Below are 14619 nucleotides of genomic sequence, written 5' to 3' on the forward strand. Positions count from 1 at the left end.
TTTCTTTTGCTATTCAAAAAAAGTCAAGCTGAACTCAAATTTTGTGCGAAGTTAAAAAAAATAACCCGAAAACTAAATGTAATTTTCGGGTTATTATCTATGAAATTAAGTTCGCTAATCTACATTATCATGTAAATAAGAATTATTAGAACGCAACTGTAAATCGTTGTTACTATCAGTTCCAACAGAGATTCTTGAATTAGCATTATTCGTTTGACTGTTTGAAATATCGATACCTAATCTTTTGTAAGCAGGCTCTTTTTCGTACTCATCAATCTTAGAAACATTGTTGTGAAACTTATAATTGAATTCTTTTAATTTTTTTCTTCTTTCATCAGCTCTTAAACGTAAAGTTTCTTCGATTGTCATTTCAATAGGAGAAATATCTTCTGCTTTAGAAAAATCTTCCGGAGCTAATTCTACTTTTTTCATAGTAATATTTAACTCTTCAGGAATAACTTCTTCAACTACTTTTGCCACCGGCTCAGAAGTCAGCTCATTCTCAGCTTCCATATATTCTTCCAAAGAATATTTGATAATTCCGTTATCAGACAATTCCGTTACAGGCACAAATTGAACTGCTTGGTTTACTTTGATTTCTTTAGTTTCATTTGTCAATTCAAACAACACTTTTTCTTCTTTTTCCTGAACTGGTTCTGATTTAAAAAGTGGCAAATCAAATGAAATAGATGTTTGTTCCTGTTTTTCGATTGCTTTTGGCTGTTCGAAAATTGGTTGTTTTACTTCTTCAACTACTTTTGGAGCAGAAAATGTAAATTCTTCTTCTTTTATTGGAGAAACAATTTCGAAAGTAACATCTATATTTTTAATAAATTCAGATATTGCCATCAATTCTTCGTTTCCCGGAACTGGAGCTACAGGAGTTTCAGCTACAACAGGAGCCGGCACTACAACAGGAGCTACAATTTTTTCTTCCTCTTCTTCATCGATTAATTCAAAAACCACTTTATCCGCTACAGCATTTACAGGTTTATCGATATTCAAATCAAAAGTAGCAACCGGATTATTCGTTAGATTATGAACACTTTTTTGCTCATCCTCTAAAGTGTGTATGATTTTTTTAGGTTCTGTATTTACAATTCCGTTTTGTTGTTCAATATCAAATCCGGTAGCGATAATAGTCACTGCAACGGCATCTCCTAATGATTCGTCTTCACCAACTCCCATTATGATATTAGCGTTATAACCTGCTTCACTTTGAATGTGGTCATTAATTTCACCAATTTCATCTAAGGTAATTTCGTTAGAACCAGAAACGATGAGCAACAATACGTTTTTGGCTCCTGTGATTTTGTTATCATTTAATAATGGAGAATCTAAAGCAGCGATAATTGCTTCTTTAGCTCTGTTTTCACCTGAAGCAACAGACGAACCCATAATAGCTGTTCCGCTGTTAGCTAATACCGTTTTAGCATCACGTAAATCGATATTTTGCGTATAGTGATGCGTAATTACTTCAGCAATCCCTCTCGAGGCAGTTGCCAAAACTTCATCCGCTTTGGAGAATCCTGCTTTAAAACCAAGATTCCCATACACTTCTCTTAATTTATTGTTATTGATAACAATCAAAGAATCGACTTGCTTACGTAATTTTTCAATACCAATAAGGGCTTGTTCCTGACGCACTTTTCCTTCAAAAGTAAAAGGCAAAGTCACAATACCTACCGTAAGGATTTCTCTTTCTTTAGCCAGTTGAGCAATTACTGGCGCAGCACCGGTTCCTGTACCTCCACCCATTCCGGCAGTGATAAAAACCATCTTAGTACCACGGTCTAACATCTTTTCGATATCAGCAATACTTTCTATAGCAGATTGCTGTCCTACATCCGGATTAGCTCCGGCACCAAGACCTTCAGTTAGATTGACACCTAATTGAATTTTATTAGGAACACCACTATTTTGTAGTGCCTGCGAATCAGTATTACAAACAATAAAATCAACTCCTTTGATTCCTTGCTTGAACATGTGGTTGATTGCGTTACTTCCGCCTCCACCTACACCTATTACTTTGATTACATTTGATTGATTTTTTGGTAAATCAAATGAAATACTTCCAAATTCTGAGTTGCTCGTCATATTATTTGGTATTTGATATTAATATATTTTTGTGCTTTATTCTTCTGTCTTACTACTCTGCGTTATCTAAAAAATCTTTAATCTTGTCAACATATCTATCAAAGAAAGATCTCTTAATCTTTTCTCCTGTTGACTCTTCATTTTTAGAATAAACGGGGACTTGCGTTTGTACCTCTTCTACTTCTGGTTCGAATCGCTCTACCCTTTCCACAACCGGCTCACGATAAAAAACAGTTCTTTGCGGAACCACTTCTTCTTTTCTAACGGCACTTTGCGTATTATTAGCAATACTGTTCATCACTAATCCTACAGCTGTTGCATATAATGGACTAGAGAACTCTTCGTCTGAATTACCCGCTAAATGCTCATTTGGATATCCAATTCTCGTATCCATTCCGGTAATGTACTCTACTAATTGTTTGATGTGTTTCAATTGAGCTCCACCTCCGGTAAGTACAATTCCTGCAATTAGCTTTTTTCTTGGATCTTCGTGTCCGTAAGCTTTAACTTCAGTGAAAACCTGCTCAATTATTTCTACTACACGGGCGTGAATAATTTTAGACAAGTTTTTTAACGAAATCTCTTTTGGCTCTCTTCCTCTTAATCCCGGAATAGAAACAATCTCGTTGTCTTTATTTTCTCCCGGCCAAGCCGAACCGAATTTTACTTTCAATAATTCAGCCTGTTTTTCTATAATAGAACAACCTTCTTTGATATCATCAGTAATAACATTTCCTCCAAAAGGAATTACAGCCGTATGACGAATAATACCATCTTTAAAGATTGCCAAATCAGTTGTTCCTCCTCCAATATCAATTAAGGCAACTCCGGCTTCTTTTTCTTCCTGACTTAAAACCGCATCTGATGAAGCTAATGGCTCTAAAGTCAATCCTGACAATTCAATACCTGAACTCTGAATACAACGACCTACATTTCTTATAGAAGATGCCTGACCTACCACCACATGGAAACTGGATTCTAATCGTCCTCCATACATTCCAATAGGTTCTTTAATTTCCGATTGTCCGTCGATTTTAAATTCCTGAGGTAAAACGTGAATAATTTCCTCCCCAGGCAACATAGCCAATTTATTAACCTGATCAATTAATAATTGAATATCGTTTCCTCCAATTACTTCTTCAGGATTGCTTCTGCTGATATAATCAGTGTGTTGAATACTACGAATGTGTTGTCCTGCAATCCCTACAACAACATCTTTAATTTTGTAACCTGAATTTGTTTCCGCATCATTTATTGCTTGCTGGATAGACTGAATGGTTTGTGTAATATTATTTACCACTCCTCTGGCCACACCTAGACTTTTGGATTTTCCAACTCCCAAAATTTCCAACTTACCATACTCATTTTTCTTGCCTATCATGGCAACGATTTTGGTTGTCCCTATATCTAGACCTACTGCAATATTCTCTTTTTCCATTTTCTATTATTTAGTGCAAACTACTTGTTTTGTAAACCTAAGGTCAATCTTTTTATATTTATACAATGTACTATCTAAAACTGCTTTTTGAAAAAAGGCTTTGTAATTTTTAAATTTTGTCTCAAAATTCATCATACTGCCAAAATCAATCAGATAATCATAATTCCTATTGAACATTTTTAGGCTTTCATTCGGCATAATCTCAATTGCAATGATGTTTTTTCTCAAAAAATCATCTTCATAAATCACACGTAATAAACGAGTCCATTTTTCTTTATTACCTTTATTGATATCCCCTGAAACCAGCGGAACTCTGGCGGTAAAATTATCAGAAAGTGGCATCTTACCACCTTTATAATCAATATAAAAAGATTCCGAACCATTAATTACCCTGGCTACAGGAGTCTTTTGCTTAACAACCGCTTTAAGAACACCATTAATACTAACAAAAACATCTGATTCGTCAATCATCGCATTTGAATTCAGCTTTCCTTCCAGCTTATTCAAATCTAATTTATCTTTTTCAATAGCTAATGGGTCGCCCATATTTTCTATTAACAATTTATTAACCGTTTCTTCCTTGACAAAAAGATTGTTTTCTCCTACAAAAACAACGTCGATTTTAGCTAATTTTCGCTTCTCATTTCGCTTAGAAGTAAACGAAAAAAGGAAAATTACTAATCCAAACATTAGGATTAACCTGATAGTTGTCCAATTAAATATTTTTTTCATTTAAAGCTGTTTTAATTGCTCCCACCATTTCGCCAATATCACCTGCTCCAATCGTAACCATAATTGAGGCATCACTTTTCAACATAGTTGCTATCAAATCTTCTTTTGAAACTAATTTTTTATTTTCATTATCTATTTTAGAAAACAACCACTCCGAAGTCACTCCTTCCATAGGCAACTCACGTGCCGGATAAATATCCATCAACAACACTTCATCAAATTGCGAGAGACTTTTTGCAAAATCATCGGCAAAATCTTTGGTTCTGCTAAAAAGATGCGGCTGAAAAACAGCCATAACTTTTTTATTTGGATACAATTCTCTTACCGCCTGATGTACCGCATTTATCTCGGTAGGATGATGCGCATAATCATCAATATAAACCAAATTTTCAGTTCTTATTTGATAAGAAAAACGTCTTCTTATTCCTTTGAAAGAAGCTAAGGCTTTTGCAATGGCATCGGTTGGGGTGCCGAAATTTACTGCCATTGCAAAAGCCATTAAAGCATTCATCAAATTGTGTCTTCCTGGTAATCCAAAACGAAAATCTGTTAAAACTCCATTAGGTGTTTTTACGTCAAAAACATAGTTTCCGTTTTCAATTCTTATATTAAAAGCATTGTAAACTGCTTCCTCATTTACTCCCACAGTTATTCCTGAAAGTGGCAAATCGGTAGTAACAAACAATTTTGACTGATCTTCTACTTTTGCTGCAAATTCTGTAAACGATTCTTTAATTGCTTCATCAGTTCCATAAATATCCAAATGATCAGCATCCATAGAAGTTACGCAGGCAATATTAGGATGCAAATGCAAAAAAGAACGGTCAAATTCATCAGCTTCAACAACAGTCACGGTTTTTCCACTTCCTATTAAATTCGAATCATAATTCTCAACAATCCCTCCTATAAAAGCCGTAACATCAGCTCCGCTTTCATGTAAAATATGCCCTAGAATACTAGAGGTTGTGGTTTTCCCATGTGTTCCTGCCACTGCAAAACAAAAAGTATCTTTAGTAATAATTCCTAAAACTTCAGCTCGCTTTTTCACCTGATAATCACGCTCTAAAAAGTAATTCCATTCCGCATGCATTTTTGGAACAGCAGGCGTAATAATAACCAAGGTATTTTCGACAAAATAATCCTTAGGAATTAAATTAATATCGTCTTCAAAATGAATATCAATTCCACTTTCGATTAACTCATTGGTTAAAATCGTTGGCGTTTTATCATAACCCGAAACTTGTTTCCCGATATATTTAAAATAACGCGCCAAAGCACTCATACCAATACCACCGATACCGATAAAATAGACGTTCTGTATTTGATTTAGATTCATTTCAATTTCAATTTCAATTTCAATAACAATATCAATATTCAATAATTGACATTATGATTGGATTAATTATTCTAATTTTATTCTTCTGTTTTTGAAATTGTCATTAACAATTAATTGCTATTGCTATTTAATCAATTTCACAATCTCATCCACAATTTGCTTCGTTGCTTCAGGAAGCGCCAATTCTTTTATGTTTTCACTCAATTGTTTTTGCTTTTCCGGATCTTTTAATAAAGCTTCGAAAACCAAACTGAATTCAGCATCTAATTGTGATTCTTTAAGCAAAATAGCTCCTTTTTTATCCACAATTGCTTTTGCATTTTTTGTCTGATGATCTTCAGCAACATTAGGTGATGGAATAAAAATTACAGGTTTACCCACAATACATAATTCTGATACCGAAGAAGCACCGGCACGCGAAATAATAACATCGGCTGCTGCGTAAACAAAATCCATCTTTTCAATAAAAGCTACCACCTGAACATTGTCTGAATTATATTTTTTATATTCTTCAAAATATAATTTTCCACATTGCCAGATAATCTGAACATTCTGAGCCAATATATTTTCCAGTTCTTTCTCAATCAACTGATTGATTCTTCTGGCTCCTAAACTTCCACCAAGAACCAAAAGTATTTTTTTATTGGCATCCAATTTAAAATATGCAATTGCTTCTGCTCTTTTATTTTGGATATCAATCAAATCCTGACGCACCGGATTTCCGGTCAAAATCATTTTTCCTTTCGGGAAAAATCGCTCCAGATTTTCATAAGCCACACAAATAGCATTGGCTTTTTTACTCAATAATTTATTTGTAATTCCCGGAAAGGAATTTTGCTCCTGAATGAGCGTTGGAATACCCAACATATTGGCCATTTGCAATAATGGTCCGCTGGCAAAACCACCGGTACCGATAACAACATCAGGCTTAAATTCTTTAATTATTTTTCTGGATTTCCATAAACTACTCACTAATTTGAGCGGGAACATCGCATTTTGCAATGTCAATTTTCGTTGCAGTCCGGCAATCCACAAACCTTTGATAGCATATCCTGCCTGTGGTACTTTCTGCATTTCCATCTTATCTTCGGCTCCTACAAATAGAAACTCCGCATCAGGAAATCTTGATTTTAATTCATTGGCAATGGCAATGGCAGGGTAAATATGCCCTCCTGTTCCTCCGCCGCTTAATATGAATTTATAGTGTTTCATTGCTTCCAATTTATTTATTCAAAACAGCATTCATCGGATTAGACATTTTATCTTCTATCGAGTAAGCTTCATGCTGTTTTTGTTCTTCAGCAGCCAATTCAGCATCAATCAATCGTTGAAGTGCTTCTTCTCTTTTAGCCGCTTCTTTCTGTTCCTGCTCTATTTCTTCTTCTTTTTTGGTCACACCAATGATAATTCCCAAGGCAATACAAGTCATCCAGATGGATGTTCCTCCACTACTTATTAATGGCAGCGTTTGTCCTGTAACCGGTAATAATTCTACCGCAACCGCCATATTAATCATTGCCTGAAAAATCATTGGAAAACCAAGTCCTATGACCACTAATTTCCCAAAAAGTGTATTAGCTTTATGTGAAGCTACTACAAAACGAACAAGCAATAACAAATACAAACACAACACTCCTAGACCGCCAAGCAGTCCATATTCTTCAACAATAATGGCATAAATAAAGTCGGAAGAAGATTGTGGCAGGAAGTTTTTCTGAACACTTTTTCCCGGACCTAATCCATAAATTTTCCCGGATGCAATGGCAATTTTGGCTTTTTCTATTTGATAATCGTCTTCATCTGGTTTATCAGTACTGAAATTTTCAATACGGCTTTCCCAGGTTCTAACCCTGCTGAAAAACTTGGCATCAGGAAATGCTTTTGAAATCAACACGAAAAAAGTCAGAAACACAATCCCCGAACCTACAATAAACCCGATGTATTTTACCGGATATTTTCCAATAAACACTAACATGATTACCATCGAAAAAATCAAAGCAGTAGTTGAAAAATTCGAAGGAAGAATTAACATGAGCGTAATAAAAACAGGCAACCAAAGCTCTCTTAGCGAATCGACAAAATCGATAGGCTCCGTTCGGGTTTTAGACAAATAACGCGCTACGAACACAAATAAAACCAGAGCTGCAAAGGCCGAAGGCTGAAACGACAAACCTACAAACGGAATTTGGAGCCATCTACTGGCATTCGCCCCACCTATCACTGTTCCTTTTATCATTGCAATTCCTAAAACTACCCAAACTACAGGCAATAACAATTTAGAAATAGATCGAAAATAATGATACGGAACATTGTGTACCGCATAAATAATCGCGAAACCACAACAAATATGAATCAGATGTTTTAACAAATACCCTAACGTATTTCCTGTCCCATGACCCAAATAAGCCAGGTTACTACTGGCACTAAAAACAGGCATAAAGGAAAACAAGGCCAATAAGGCCACAAAAGACCAAATCCCTTTATCTCCTTTTAATCTGCTAATTAGTTCTTTCATGTTTTTTTAAGTTATGGGTTTTGAGTTATAGATAACATATATATCTTCTAACTCCTGACTTCCTGCTTCTAACTTTTTACAAATTATGCACTGCATCTTTAAATTGCCTTCCTCTGTCTTCATAGTTTTCAAACAAGTCAAAACTAGCGCAGGCAGGTGACAATAAAACTGTATCTCCTTTTTCTGAAATATGTTGCGCCATTCTTACGGCTTCGGTCATCGTGTTGACTTCAACCATAACATCAACCACATTTCCAAAAGCATCAATAATTTTTCTGTTATCCACCCCAAGACAAATAATGGCTTTTACTTTCTCACGAACCAATGCCATCAATTCGTTATAATCATTTCCTTTATCAACACCTCCAACTATCCAAACTGTTGGTGTATTCATACTGTCTAAAGCAAAAAAAGTAGCATTTACATTAGTTGCTTTCGAATCATTGATGTATTGTACATTTTGGATTTTCAATACTTTCTCAAGACGGTGTTCTACACCCTGAAAATTTGATAAACTTTCGCGAATTGTTGCTTTTCTAATTTGCATCAATTTAGCTACAGAAGTTGCTGCCATTGCATTTTTAAAATTATGTTTTCCTTCCAAGGCAATTGCTGCTGTTTCCATTTGAAATTCCTCTTGATTGATTATTGCTTCCATTGTGTTATTTTTTATAAAGGCTCCCTCACTAAATGTTTTTGTCAATGAGAAAGGAATTAATTTTGCTCTTGTTTTGTTCTTTTGTAACCATTCCGAAATCGCTTCGTCATCTGCATCATAAATGAGATAATCCTCTTCAGTCTGATTCATTGTTATTCTAAATTTCGAATCAATGTAATTCTCATATTTATAATCGTATCGGTCTAAATGATCGGGACTGATATTGGTTATAATCGCAATATGCGGCTTATAATTGATGATTCCGTCCAACTGAAAACTACTCAACTCTAACACATAACTATCGTATTTGTCTTCTGCCACTTGTTCAGCAAAACTCTTTCCGATATTTCCTGCCAGTCCTACATTCAATCCTGCTGATTTCAGCAAATGATAGGTTAACATCGTTGTCGTTGTCTTTCCGTTACTTCCTGTTATCCCTATCGTAATTGCTTTAGTAAAAGGAGCAGCAAATTCTATTTCAGAAATTACCGCAATTCCTTTCTCAACCAGTTTTTTCACGATGGCTGCTTTCTCAGGAATACCCGGGCTTTTCATCACCACATCGGCATTTAGGATCAGGGATTCAGTATGCTTTTCATCCTCCCATTCGATGCCTTTATTTATAAGAACTTCTTTGTAATTTTCTTTTATTTTTCCAAAATCAGATACAAAAACATCATATCCTTTTTCTTTTCCCAGAATGGCTGTTCCTACTCCGCTTTCGCCTCCGCCTAATACTACTAATCTCATATTATCTTAGTTTTAAGGTAACAATAGAAAGTATCGCCAGCATGATGGCCACAATCCAAAATCGGGTAACAATTTTACTTTCGTGATAACCTTTCTTTTGGTAATGATGATGTAATGGTGACATAAGGAAAATTCTTCGTCCTTCGCCAAAACGTTTCTTGGTGTATTTAAAGTAGCTCACCTGTAAAACCACCGAAAGATTTTCGACCAGAAAAATTCCGCATAAAAGTGGAATCAATAGTTCTTTTCGAACCGCAATTGCCAATACTGCAATGATTCCTCCAATTGTTAAACTTCCTGTATCTCCCATAAAAACCGAGGCCGGATAAGAGTTGTACCATAAAAATCCAATAAGCGAACCAACAAAAGCGGCAATAAAAACCGTCATTTCCCCCGAATTAGGGATGTACATAATATTGAGATAATTGGAAAATATAATATTCCCCGAAACGAAAGTAAAAATCGCTAAGGCTAATACCGAAATTGCCGAAGTTCCTGCCGCCAATCCGTCGATACCGTCGGTTAAGTTAGCACCGTTAGAAACCGCCGTGATGATAAAAATCACTACCGGAATAAAAACTAACCAAGCCCATTTCTCATAACCTTCACCTGTCCATGCCAAAACTTCAGCATAATCAAATTCGTTATTCTTAAAAAACGGAATTGTAGTTGCCGTCGATTTTTCTTCAACCGGAGCTGGTGTTACAACCGTTTCTGTAGTTATTTTAAAAACATCTGTTTTTCCGGTATCAGTTCTAACCGTTACCTGCGGATTAAAATACAATACACTTCCCACAATCAATCCTAATCCAACCTGACCAAAAACTTTAAAGATTCCTTTTAATCCTTGTTTGTCTTTTTTGAAAATTTTGATATAATCGTCCACAAAACCAATTGTTCCCATCCATAAAGTTGTCACAATCAACAAAACAATATAGATATTATGCAATTTGGCAAACAACAAAACAGGAATTAAAGTTGCAAAAATGATAATCAATCCTCCCATGGTAGGAGTTCCAGCTTTCTCATTTTGACCTTGTAAACCCAGCTCCCTAATGGTCTCTCCTACTTGCTGTTTTTGTAAAAAGCGAATCACTCTTTTTCCATAAATTGTTGACAACAATAACGAAAGGATAAAAGCTAATGCCGATCTAAATGTAATGTATTGAAAAACTCCTGTTCCGGAAATGTTCAATGTTTTGTTGAAATAATCAAATAAATAATACAGCATAATTTCACTATTTATGTAGTTCTTCTAAAATGGTTTTAACAATCTTCATATCATCAAATTCAGTGCGAACACCTTTGATTTCCTGATATGTCTCATGTCCTTTTCCGGCAATTAAGATAATATCATTGGGCTGAGCCAATTGGCAGGCAATTTTGATAGCTTGTTTTCTATCAGTTACAGCAAAAACTTTTTTATGATTTTGTGGTGGCACTCCGGCTTCCATTTCACCAATAATTACTTCCGGATCTTCATCTCGGGGATTATCCGATGTCAAAATGGTTTTATTACTTAACTCGGCAGCAATTCCGGCCATAATTGGTCGTTTGGCTTTGTCTCTGTTTCCGCCACAACCAACAATAGTGATTAATTGTTCGTTCTTTGTACGTACTTCATTGATAGTTTTCAATACATTTTCTAAGGCATCCGGAGTATGTGCATAATCAACTATGGCGGTAACATTCGAATCCGAAACTATGTATTGGAATCTTCCCGAAACACTTTCTAATTCTGACAATAAACGAAGTGTTTCCAGGTTATCCAAACCTAATTCGATAGCTGTTCCATAAATCGCTAACAAATTATAAGCATTGAAAACACCAATTAGTTTTACCCAAACCTCATTGCCTTCAATTTTAAGCAACAAACCTGATAATAAATTTTCCAGAATTTGTGCTTTGTAATCGGCATAGGATTTAAGTGCGTAAGTACGTTTTTTTGCTGATGTATTTTGCAGCATCACCGCTCCATTTTTGTCGTCGATATTAGAAATCGCAAAAGCTGTTTTGGGTAAGTTGTCAAAAAATGATTTTTTAACATCTCTGTATTCGGCAAAAGTTGGGTGATAATCTAAATGATCGTGAGACAAATTAGTAAATACACCACCTGCAAAATGCAAGGCTTCGGTACGTTTCTGGTGAATTCCATGCGAACTCACTTCCATAAAACAATATTCAACTCCTGCATGAATCATTTCATTCAAAAAATGATTGATTGTAATCGAGTCGGGAGTAGTATGCGTAGCTTTATACTCCAGATCATCAACCAATATTTTCACAGTAGAAAGCAAACCCACTTTGAATCCTGCTTTTTTAAATAACTGATATAACAAAGAAGCAATGGTAGTTTTTCCGTTAGTACCGGTGATTCCCACTAATTTTAATTTTTCGGATGGATTTCCAAAATAATTAGCCGCCATAAAAGCCAATGCTTTGTTAGTATCATTCACCTGAACATAAGTAACCTCACTAACAAATTGCTCCGGAAAAGTATCGCAGATAATGGCTTTAGCACCTAAATCAATAGCTTTTTGAATATAATCATGTCCATCAGAAATAGACCCACGAATAGCAACAAACACATCATTAGCTTCTATTTTTCTGGAATCAAAATCCAATTTCCCAATAACAACATCTGTCGATCCGTGAACCGCTTCGATGGCTACTTTGTATAATATGTCTTTTAATAATTTACTCATATCTTTTATTTTTCCACTCTTTTCACAAAGAGCTTAGTTGAAGCTACAATAATTCTAAGGTTATAGTAGTATTTTTTACAATATTCTGCCCTGCCTGTAACGATTGTTTTTTTACCTTGCCCATTCCGTTAGTTCTCACTTTCATCCCTAAATTTTCCAACAAAGCAATAGCATCCATTCCCGGCATCCCTTTTACATCTGGTATTAACTGCTGGTTTTTTTGAAGTTTTGCATAATACTCATTGTAATTTTTCTCTTGTTTAGGAATCTTTCTGTCCAGTTTTTTGATTTCATTTGTCGAAGGCACTTCAGTAAAAATCTTTTGGGCTATTCGTTTAAAAACTGGTCCCGCAACTCCTGCTCCATAAAAATCCCCTTTTGCTGTACTTGGTTTATGAACCACTACAATACAGGAATATTTAGGATGATCAGCCGGAAAATAACCTACAAAAGAAGAAGCATAATGCATTGGAGTACCATCTCTTTTCCCATAGTTCACCTGTGCTGTTCCTGTCTTTCCAGCCATCGAAAAATCTTTCGAATATAATTTAGAAGCTGTTCCTTTTTGTACCACATTTTTCAAAACCGCTTTTAGCTTCAAAAGTGTTGCTTGCGAACAAACCTTTGGATTAATCACTTCCGGTTCTATTTTTTTGATGGTTTTATTCCATTCTTTAATTTCAGAAACAAATTGTGGCTTCACCATCACTCCATTATTAGCCACAGCATTATAAAAAGCTAAGGTTTGCATTGGAGTTACAGAAACGCCGTAACCAAAAGCCATCCATGGTAATGAAATATTAGACCAGTTTTTATCCGTAGGCTGCGGAATAAATGGACGTCCTTCCCCTTTAAAATCCATATTCAACCTTTTGTTGAAACCGTAAGAATTAACACGATTCACAAACTTAGACGGATTGTTTTTGTAATTATCATACACCGCCTGAACCAAAACCGTGTTTGACGATAATTCAAAACCTCTTCCTAAAGAAATTTTTCCGTAACCACCTTGGTGCGAATCTCTAACCGACTTACCAGAATATTTTATTATTCCTCCATGTGTATCATAAACCGTACTGGTATCGGCAACTTTATCTTCTAAAATAGTCATTAAATCAACCAATTTAAAAGTAGATCCTGGTTCGTGAGATTCGGCTACTGCGTAATTAGTAGTTTCATAATAGGTTCCATCACTAGCTCTTCCTAAATTAGAAATTGCTTTTACCTGACCTGTGTGGGTTTCCATTACCACCACACAACCATGATCGGCTTCGTAATCTTGTAATTGTTTCAATAAAGCATGATGTGCAATATCCTGAATATACACATCAATTGTCGAGATTACATCGTATCCATCCTGAGGATCCACCTCATTCAAATCTCTGATAGGTTTCCACTGTCCTTTAGCAATTTTTTGCTTTAAAATTTTACCATCCTTACCATTCAGATAATCTCTGTAAGCCCATTCGATTCCTTTTCCATCCGAATGTCCTGCGTCATATTTTCTTTCGTAACCAATGGTTCTTTCGGCAATTTTACCAATAGGATGCTCACGTACCGTTTTTTGTTCGATTATAATTCCGCCTTTGTAAGCACCTAATTCAAATAAAGGAAAGCTCTTTATTTTCATATAATCGGTATAGCTCAAATCTCTGGCAACCAAATAATAGCGATTATTATTGGCTCTGGCTTTTCTCAATTCGTTTTGATAATATCCCGCTGGTTTTCCTAAAACAGTAGCTAACGAATCGGCAAGAGCATTAACATTTTTCTCGAAAGTTTCTCTCTTTGGTGCCAAAGCATCAAATCGGATGATGTATTTTGGAATTGAAGTAGCCAATAAACTCCCGTCTGCCGAATAAATATTTCCTTTGTTAGCAGGAATAACAAAATTTCGAACCGTTCTTTCTTTAGCTAACTCTCTATAATACTCACCTTCAACCCACTGAATATTAGTCAGCTTAACCGCAATTGCTATTGCCATCAAAAAGATACCACAAGCAACTAAATAGATACGGTACGATATGTATTTATCATCTACTGCCATAATTTCTTAAGGAAACTTTTCTCTTCTTCTTTCTTCACTTTTATTTTCACTGGAGGTACAGTTGACGGAAAAATTTGTTTTTCCACCATCTTTTCAGAAACGGTTGATTCCATTCGCAACTTCATTAATTCCGAACGTCTGTCAACAAATTCTGAGCGCAATTCTTTAACCTCTGAGGTTAATTCGGCTATTTTAAACACTTTTTGTTCGTATCGCTGTGTATTTGCAATCATAATTATTGCCAGAACAATCAAAAAAACAATAAAACGCCAATTTTTAATCGCATCTTCATCGATTAAAAACCTTGCTTTTAACAGATTGTAAATACTCGTTTTCATGGT

11 protein-coding genes are annotated in these 14619 nt (G+C 35.4%); all 11 read right to left on the reverse strand.

The features are described from left to right. Positions 1–114: 114 nt before the first annotated feature. Complete coding sequence (gene ftsZ, locus IEV84_RS00555; RefSeq protein ID WP_188491402.1) at positions 115–2097, reverse strand: cell division protein FtsZ; 1983 nt, start codon at positions 2095–2097, stop codon at positions 115–117. A 52-nt stretch (positions 2098–2149) separates the two neighbouring features. Next, the gene (ftsA, locus tag IEV84_RS00560) at positions 2150–3535 is read right to left on the reverse strand and encodes a cell division protein FtsA (protein ID WP_188491404.1); all 1386 of its coding nucleotides are present in this window, start codon (positions 3533–3535) and stop codon (positions 2150–2152) included. A 6-nt stretch (positions 3536–3541) separates the two neighbouring features. After that, positions 3542–4267: a cell division protein FtsQ/DivIB gene (locus tag IEV84_RS00565; RefSeq protein WP_188491406.1), complete on the reverse strand. Its 726-nt coding sequence runs from the start codon at positions 4265–4267 to the stop codon at positions 3542–3544. After that, a complete protein-coding gene (gene murC / locus IEV84_RS00570; RefSeq protein ID WP_188492932.1) occupies positions 4251–5603 on the reverse strand; it encodes a UDP-N-acetylmuramate--L-alanine ligase in 1353 nt (450 codons plus the stop codon). Before murC ends, IEV84_RS00565 begins: the two co-directional genes overlap by 17 nt. A 123-nt stretch (positions 5604–5726) precedes the next feature. Continuing rightward, positions 5727–6815: an undecaprenyldiphospho-muramoylpentapeptide beta-N-acetylglucosaminyltransferase gene (murG, locus tag IEV84_RS00575; RefSeq protein WP_188491407.1), complete on the reverse strand. Its 1089-nt coding sequence runs from the start codon at positions 6813–6815 to the stop codon at positions 5727–5729. A 10-nt stretch (positions 6816–6825) separates the two neighbouring features. Continuing rightward, positions 6826–8118, reverse strand: a complete 1293-nt coding sequence (locus tag IEV84_RS00580) for an FtsW/RodA/SpoVE family cell cycle protein (protein WP_188491409.1) — start codon at positions 8116–8118, stop codon at positions 6826–6828. A gap of 76 nt (positions 8119–8194) precedes the next feature. After that, complete coding sequence (gene murD / locus IEV84_RS00585) at positions 8195–9526, reverse strand: UDP-N-acetylmuramoyl-L-alanine--D-glutamate ligase (RefSeq protein WP_188491411.1); 1332 nt, start codon at positions 9524–9526, stop codon at positions 8195–8197. A gap of 1 nt (position 9527) precedes the next feature. Then, positions 9528–10757: a phospho-N-acetylmuramoyl-pentapeptide-transferase gene (gene mraY, locus IEV84_RS00590; protein ID WP_188491413.1), complete on the reverse strand. Its 1230-nt coding sequence runs from the start codon at positions 10755–10757 to the stop codon at positions 9528–9530. Between the two features lie 7 nt (positions 10758–10764). Then, complete coding sequence (locus tag IEV84_RS00595; RefSeq protein WP_188491414.1) at positions 10765–12231, reverse strand: UDP-N-acetylmuramoyl-L-alanyl-D-glutamate--2,6-diaminopimelate ligase; 1467 nt, start codon at positions 12229–12231, stop codon at positions 10765–10767. Between the two features lie 43 nt (positions 12232–12274). Beyond that, a complete protein-coding gene (locus IEV84_RS00600; RefSeq protein ID WP_188491416.1) occupies positions 12275–14278 on the reverse strand; it encodes a PASTA domain-containing penicillin-binding protein in 2004 nt (667 codons plus the stop codon). Further along, complete coding sequence (locus IEV84_RS00605) at positions 14269–14616, reverse strand: FtsL-like putative cell division protein (RefSeq protein ID WP_188491418.1); 348 nt, start codon at positions 14614–14616, stop codon at positions 14269–14271. Before IEV84_RS00605 ends, IEV84_RS00600 begins: the two co-directional genes overlap by 10 nt. Positions 14617–14619: the final 3 nt, after the last annotated feature.

This window comes from Flavobacterium palustre (genome assembly GCF_014639535.1).
GTDB classification, from domain to species: domain Bacteria; phylum Bacteroidota; class Bacteroidia; order Flavobacteriales; family Flavobacteriaceae; genus Flavobacterium; species Flavobacterium palustre.

What these genes read in the sequence shown, in the direction of transcription:
- ftsZ (WP_188491402.1), bottom strand. Translation starts at nt 2,097, where the DNA reads ATGACGAGCAACTCAGAATTTGGAAGTATTTCATTTGATTTACCAAAA.
- murD (WP_188491411.1), bottom strand. Translation starts at nt 9,526, where the DNA reads ATGAGATTAGTAGTATTAGGCGGAGGCGAAAGCGGAGTAGGAACAGCC.
- ftsA (WP_188491404.1), bottom strand. Translation starts at nt 3,535, where the DNA reads ATGGAAAAAGAGAATATTGCAGTAGGTCTAGATATAGGGACAACCAAA.
- IEV84_RS00565 (WP_188491406.1), bottom strand. Translation starts at nt 4,267, where the DNA reads ATGAAAAAAATATTTAATTGGACAACTATCAGGTTAATCCTAATGTTT.
- IEV84_RS00605 (WP_188491418.1), bottom strand. Translation starts at nt 14,616, where the DNA reads ATGAAAACGAGTATTTACAATCTGTTAAAAGCAAGGTTTTTAATCGAT.
- IEV84_RS00580 (WP_188491409.1), bottom strand. Translation starts at nt 8,118, where the DNA reads ATGAAAGAACTAATTAGCAGATTAAAAGGAGATAAAGGGATTTGGTCT.
- murC (WP_188492932.1), bottom strand. Translation starts at nt 5,603, where the DNA reads ATGAATCTAAATCAAATACAGAACGTCTATTTTATCGGTATCGGTGGT.
- IEV84_RS00595 (WP_188491414.1), bottom strand. Translation starts at nt 12,231, where the DNA reads ATGAGTAAATTATTAAAAGACATATTATACAAAGTAGCCATCGAAGCG.
- mraY (WP_188491413.1), bottom strand. Translation starts at nt 10,757, where the DNA reads ATGCTGTATTATTTATTTGATTATTTCAACAAAACATTGAACATTTCC.
- murG (WP_188491407.1), bottom strand. Translation starts at nt 6,815, where the DNA reads ATGAAACACTATAAATTCATATTAAGCGGCGGAGGAACAGGAGGGCAT.
- IEV84_RS00600 (WP_188491416.1), bottom strand. Translation starts at nt 14,278, where the DNA reads ATGGCAGTAGATGATAAATACATATCGTACCGTATCTATTTAGTTGCT.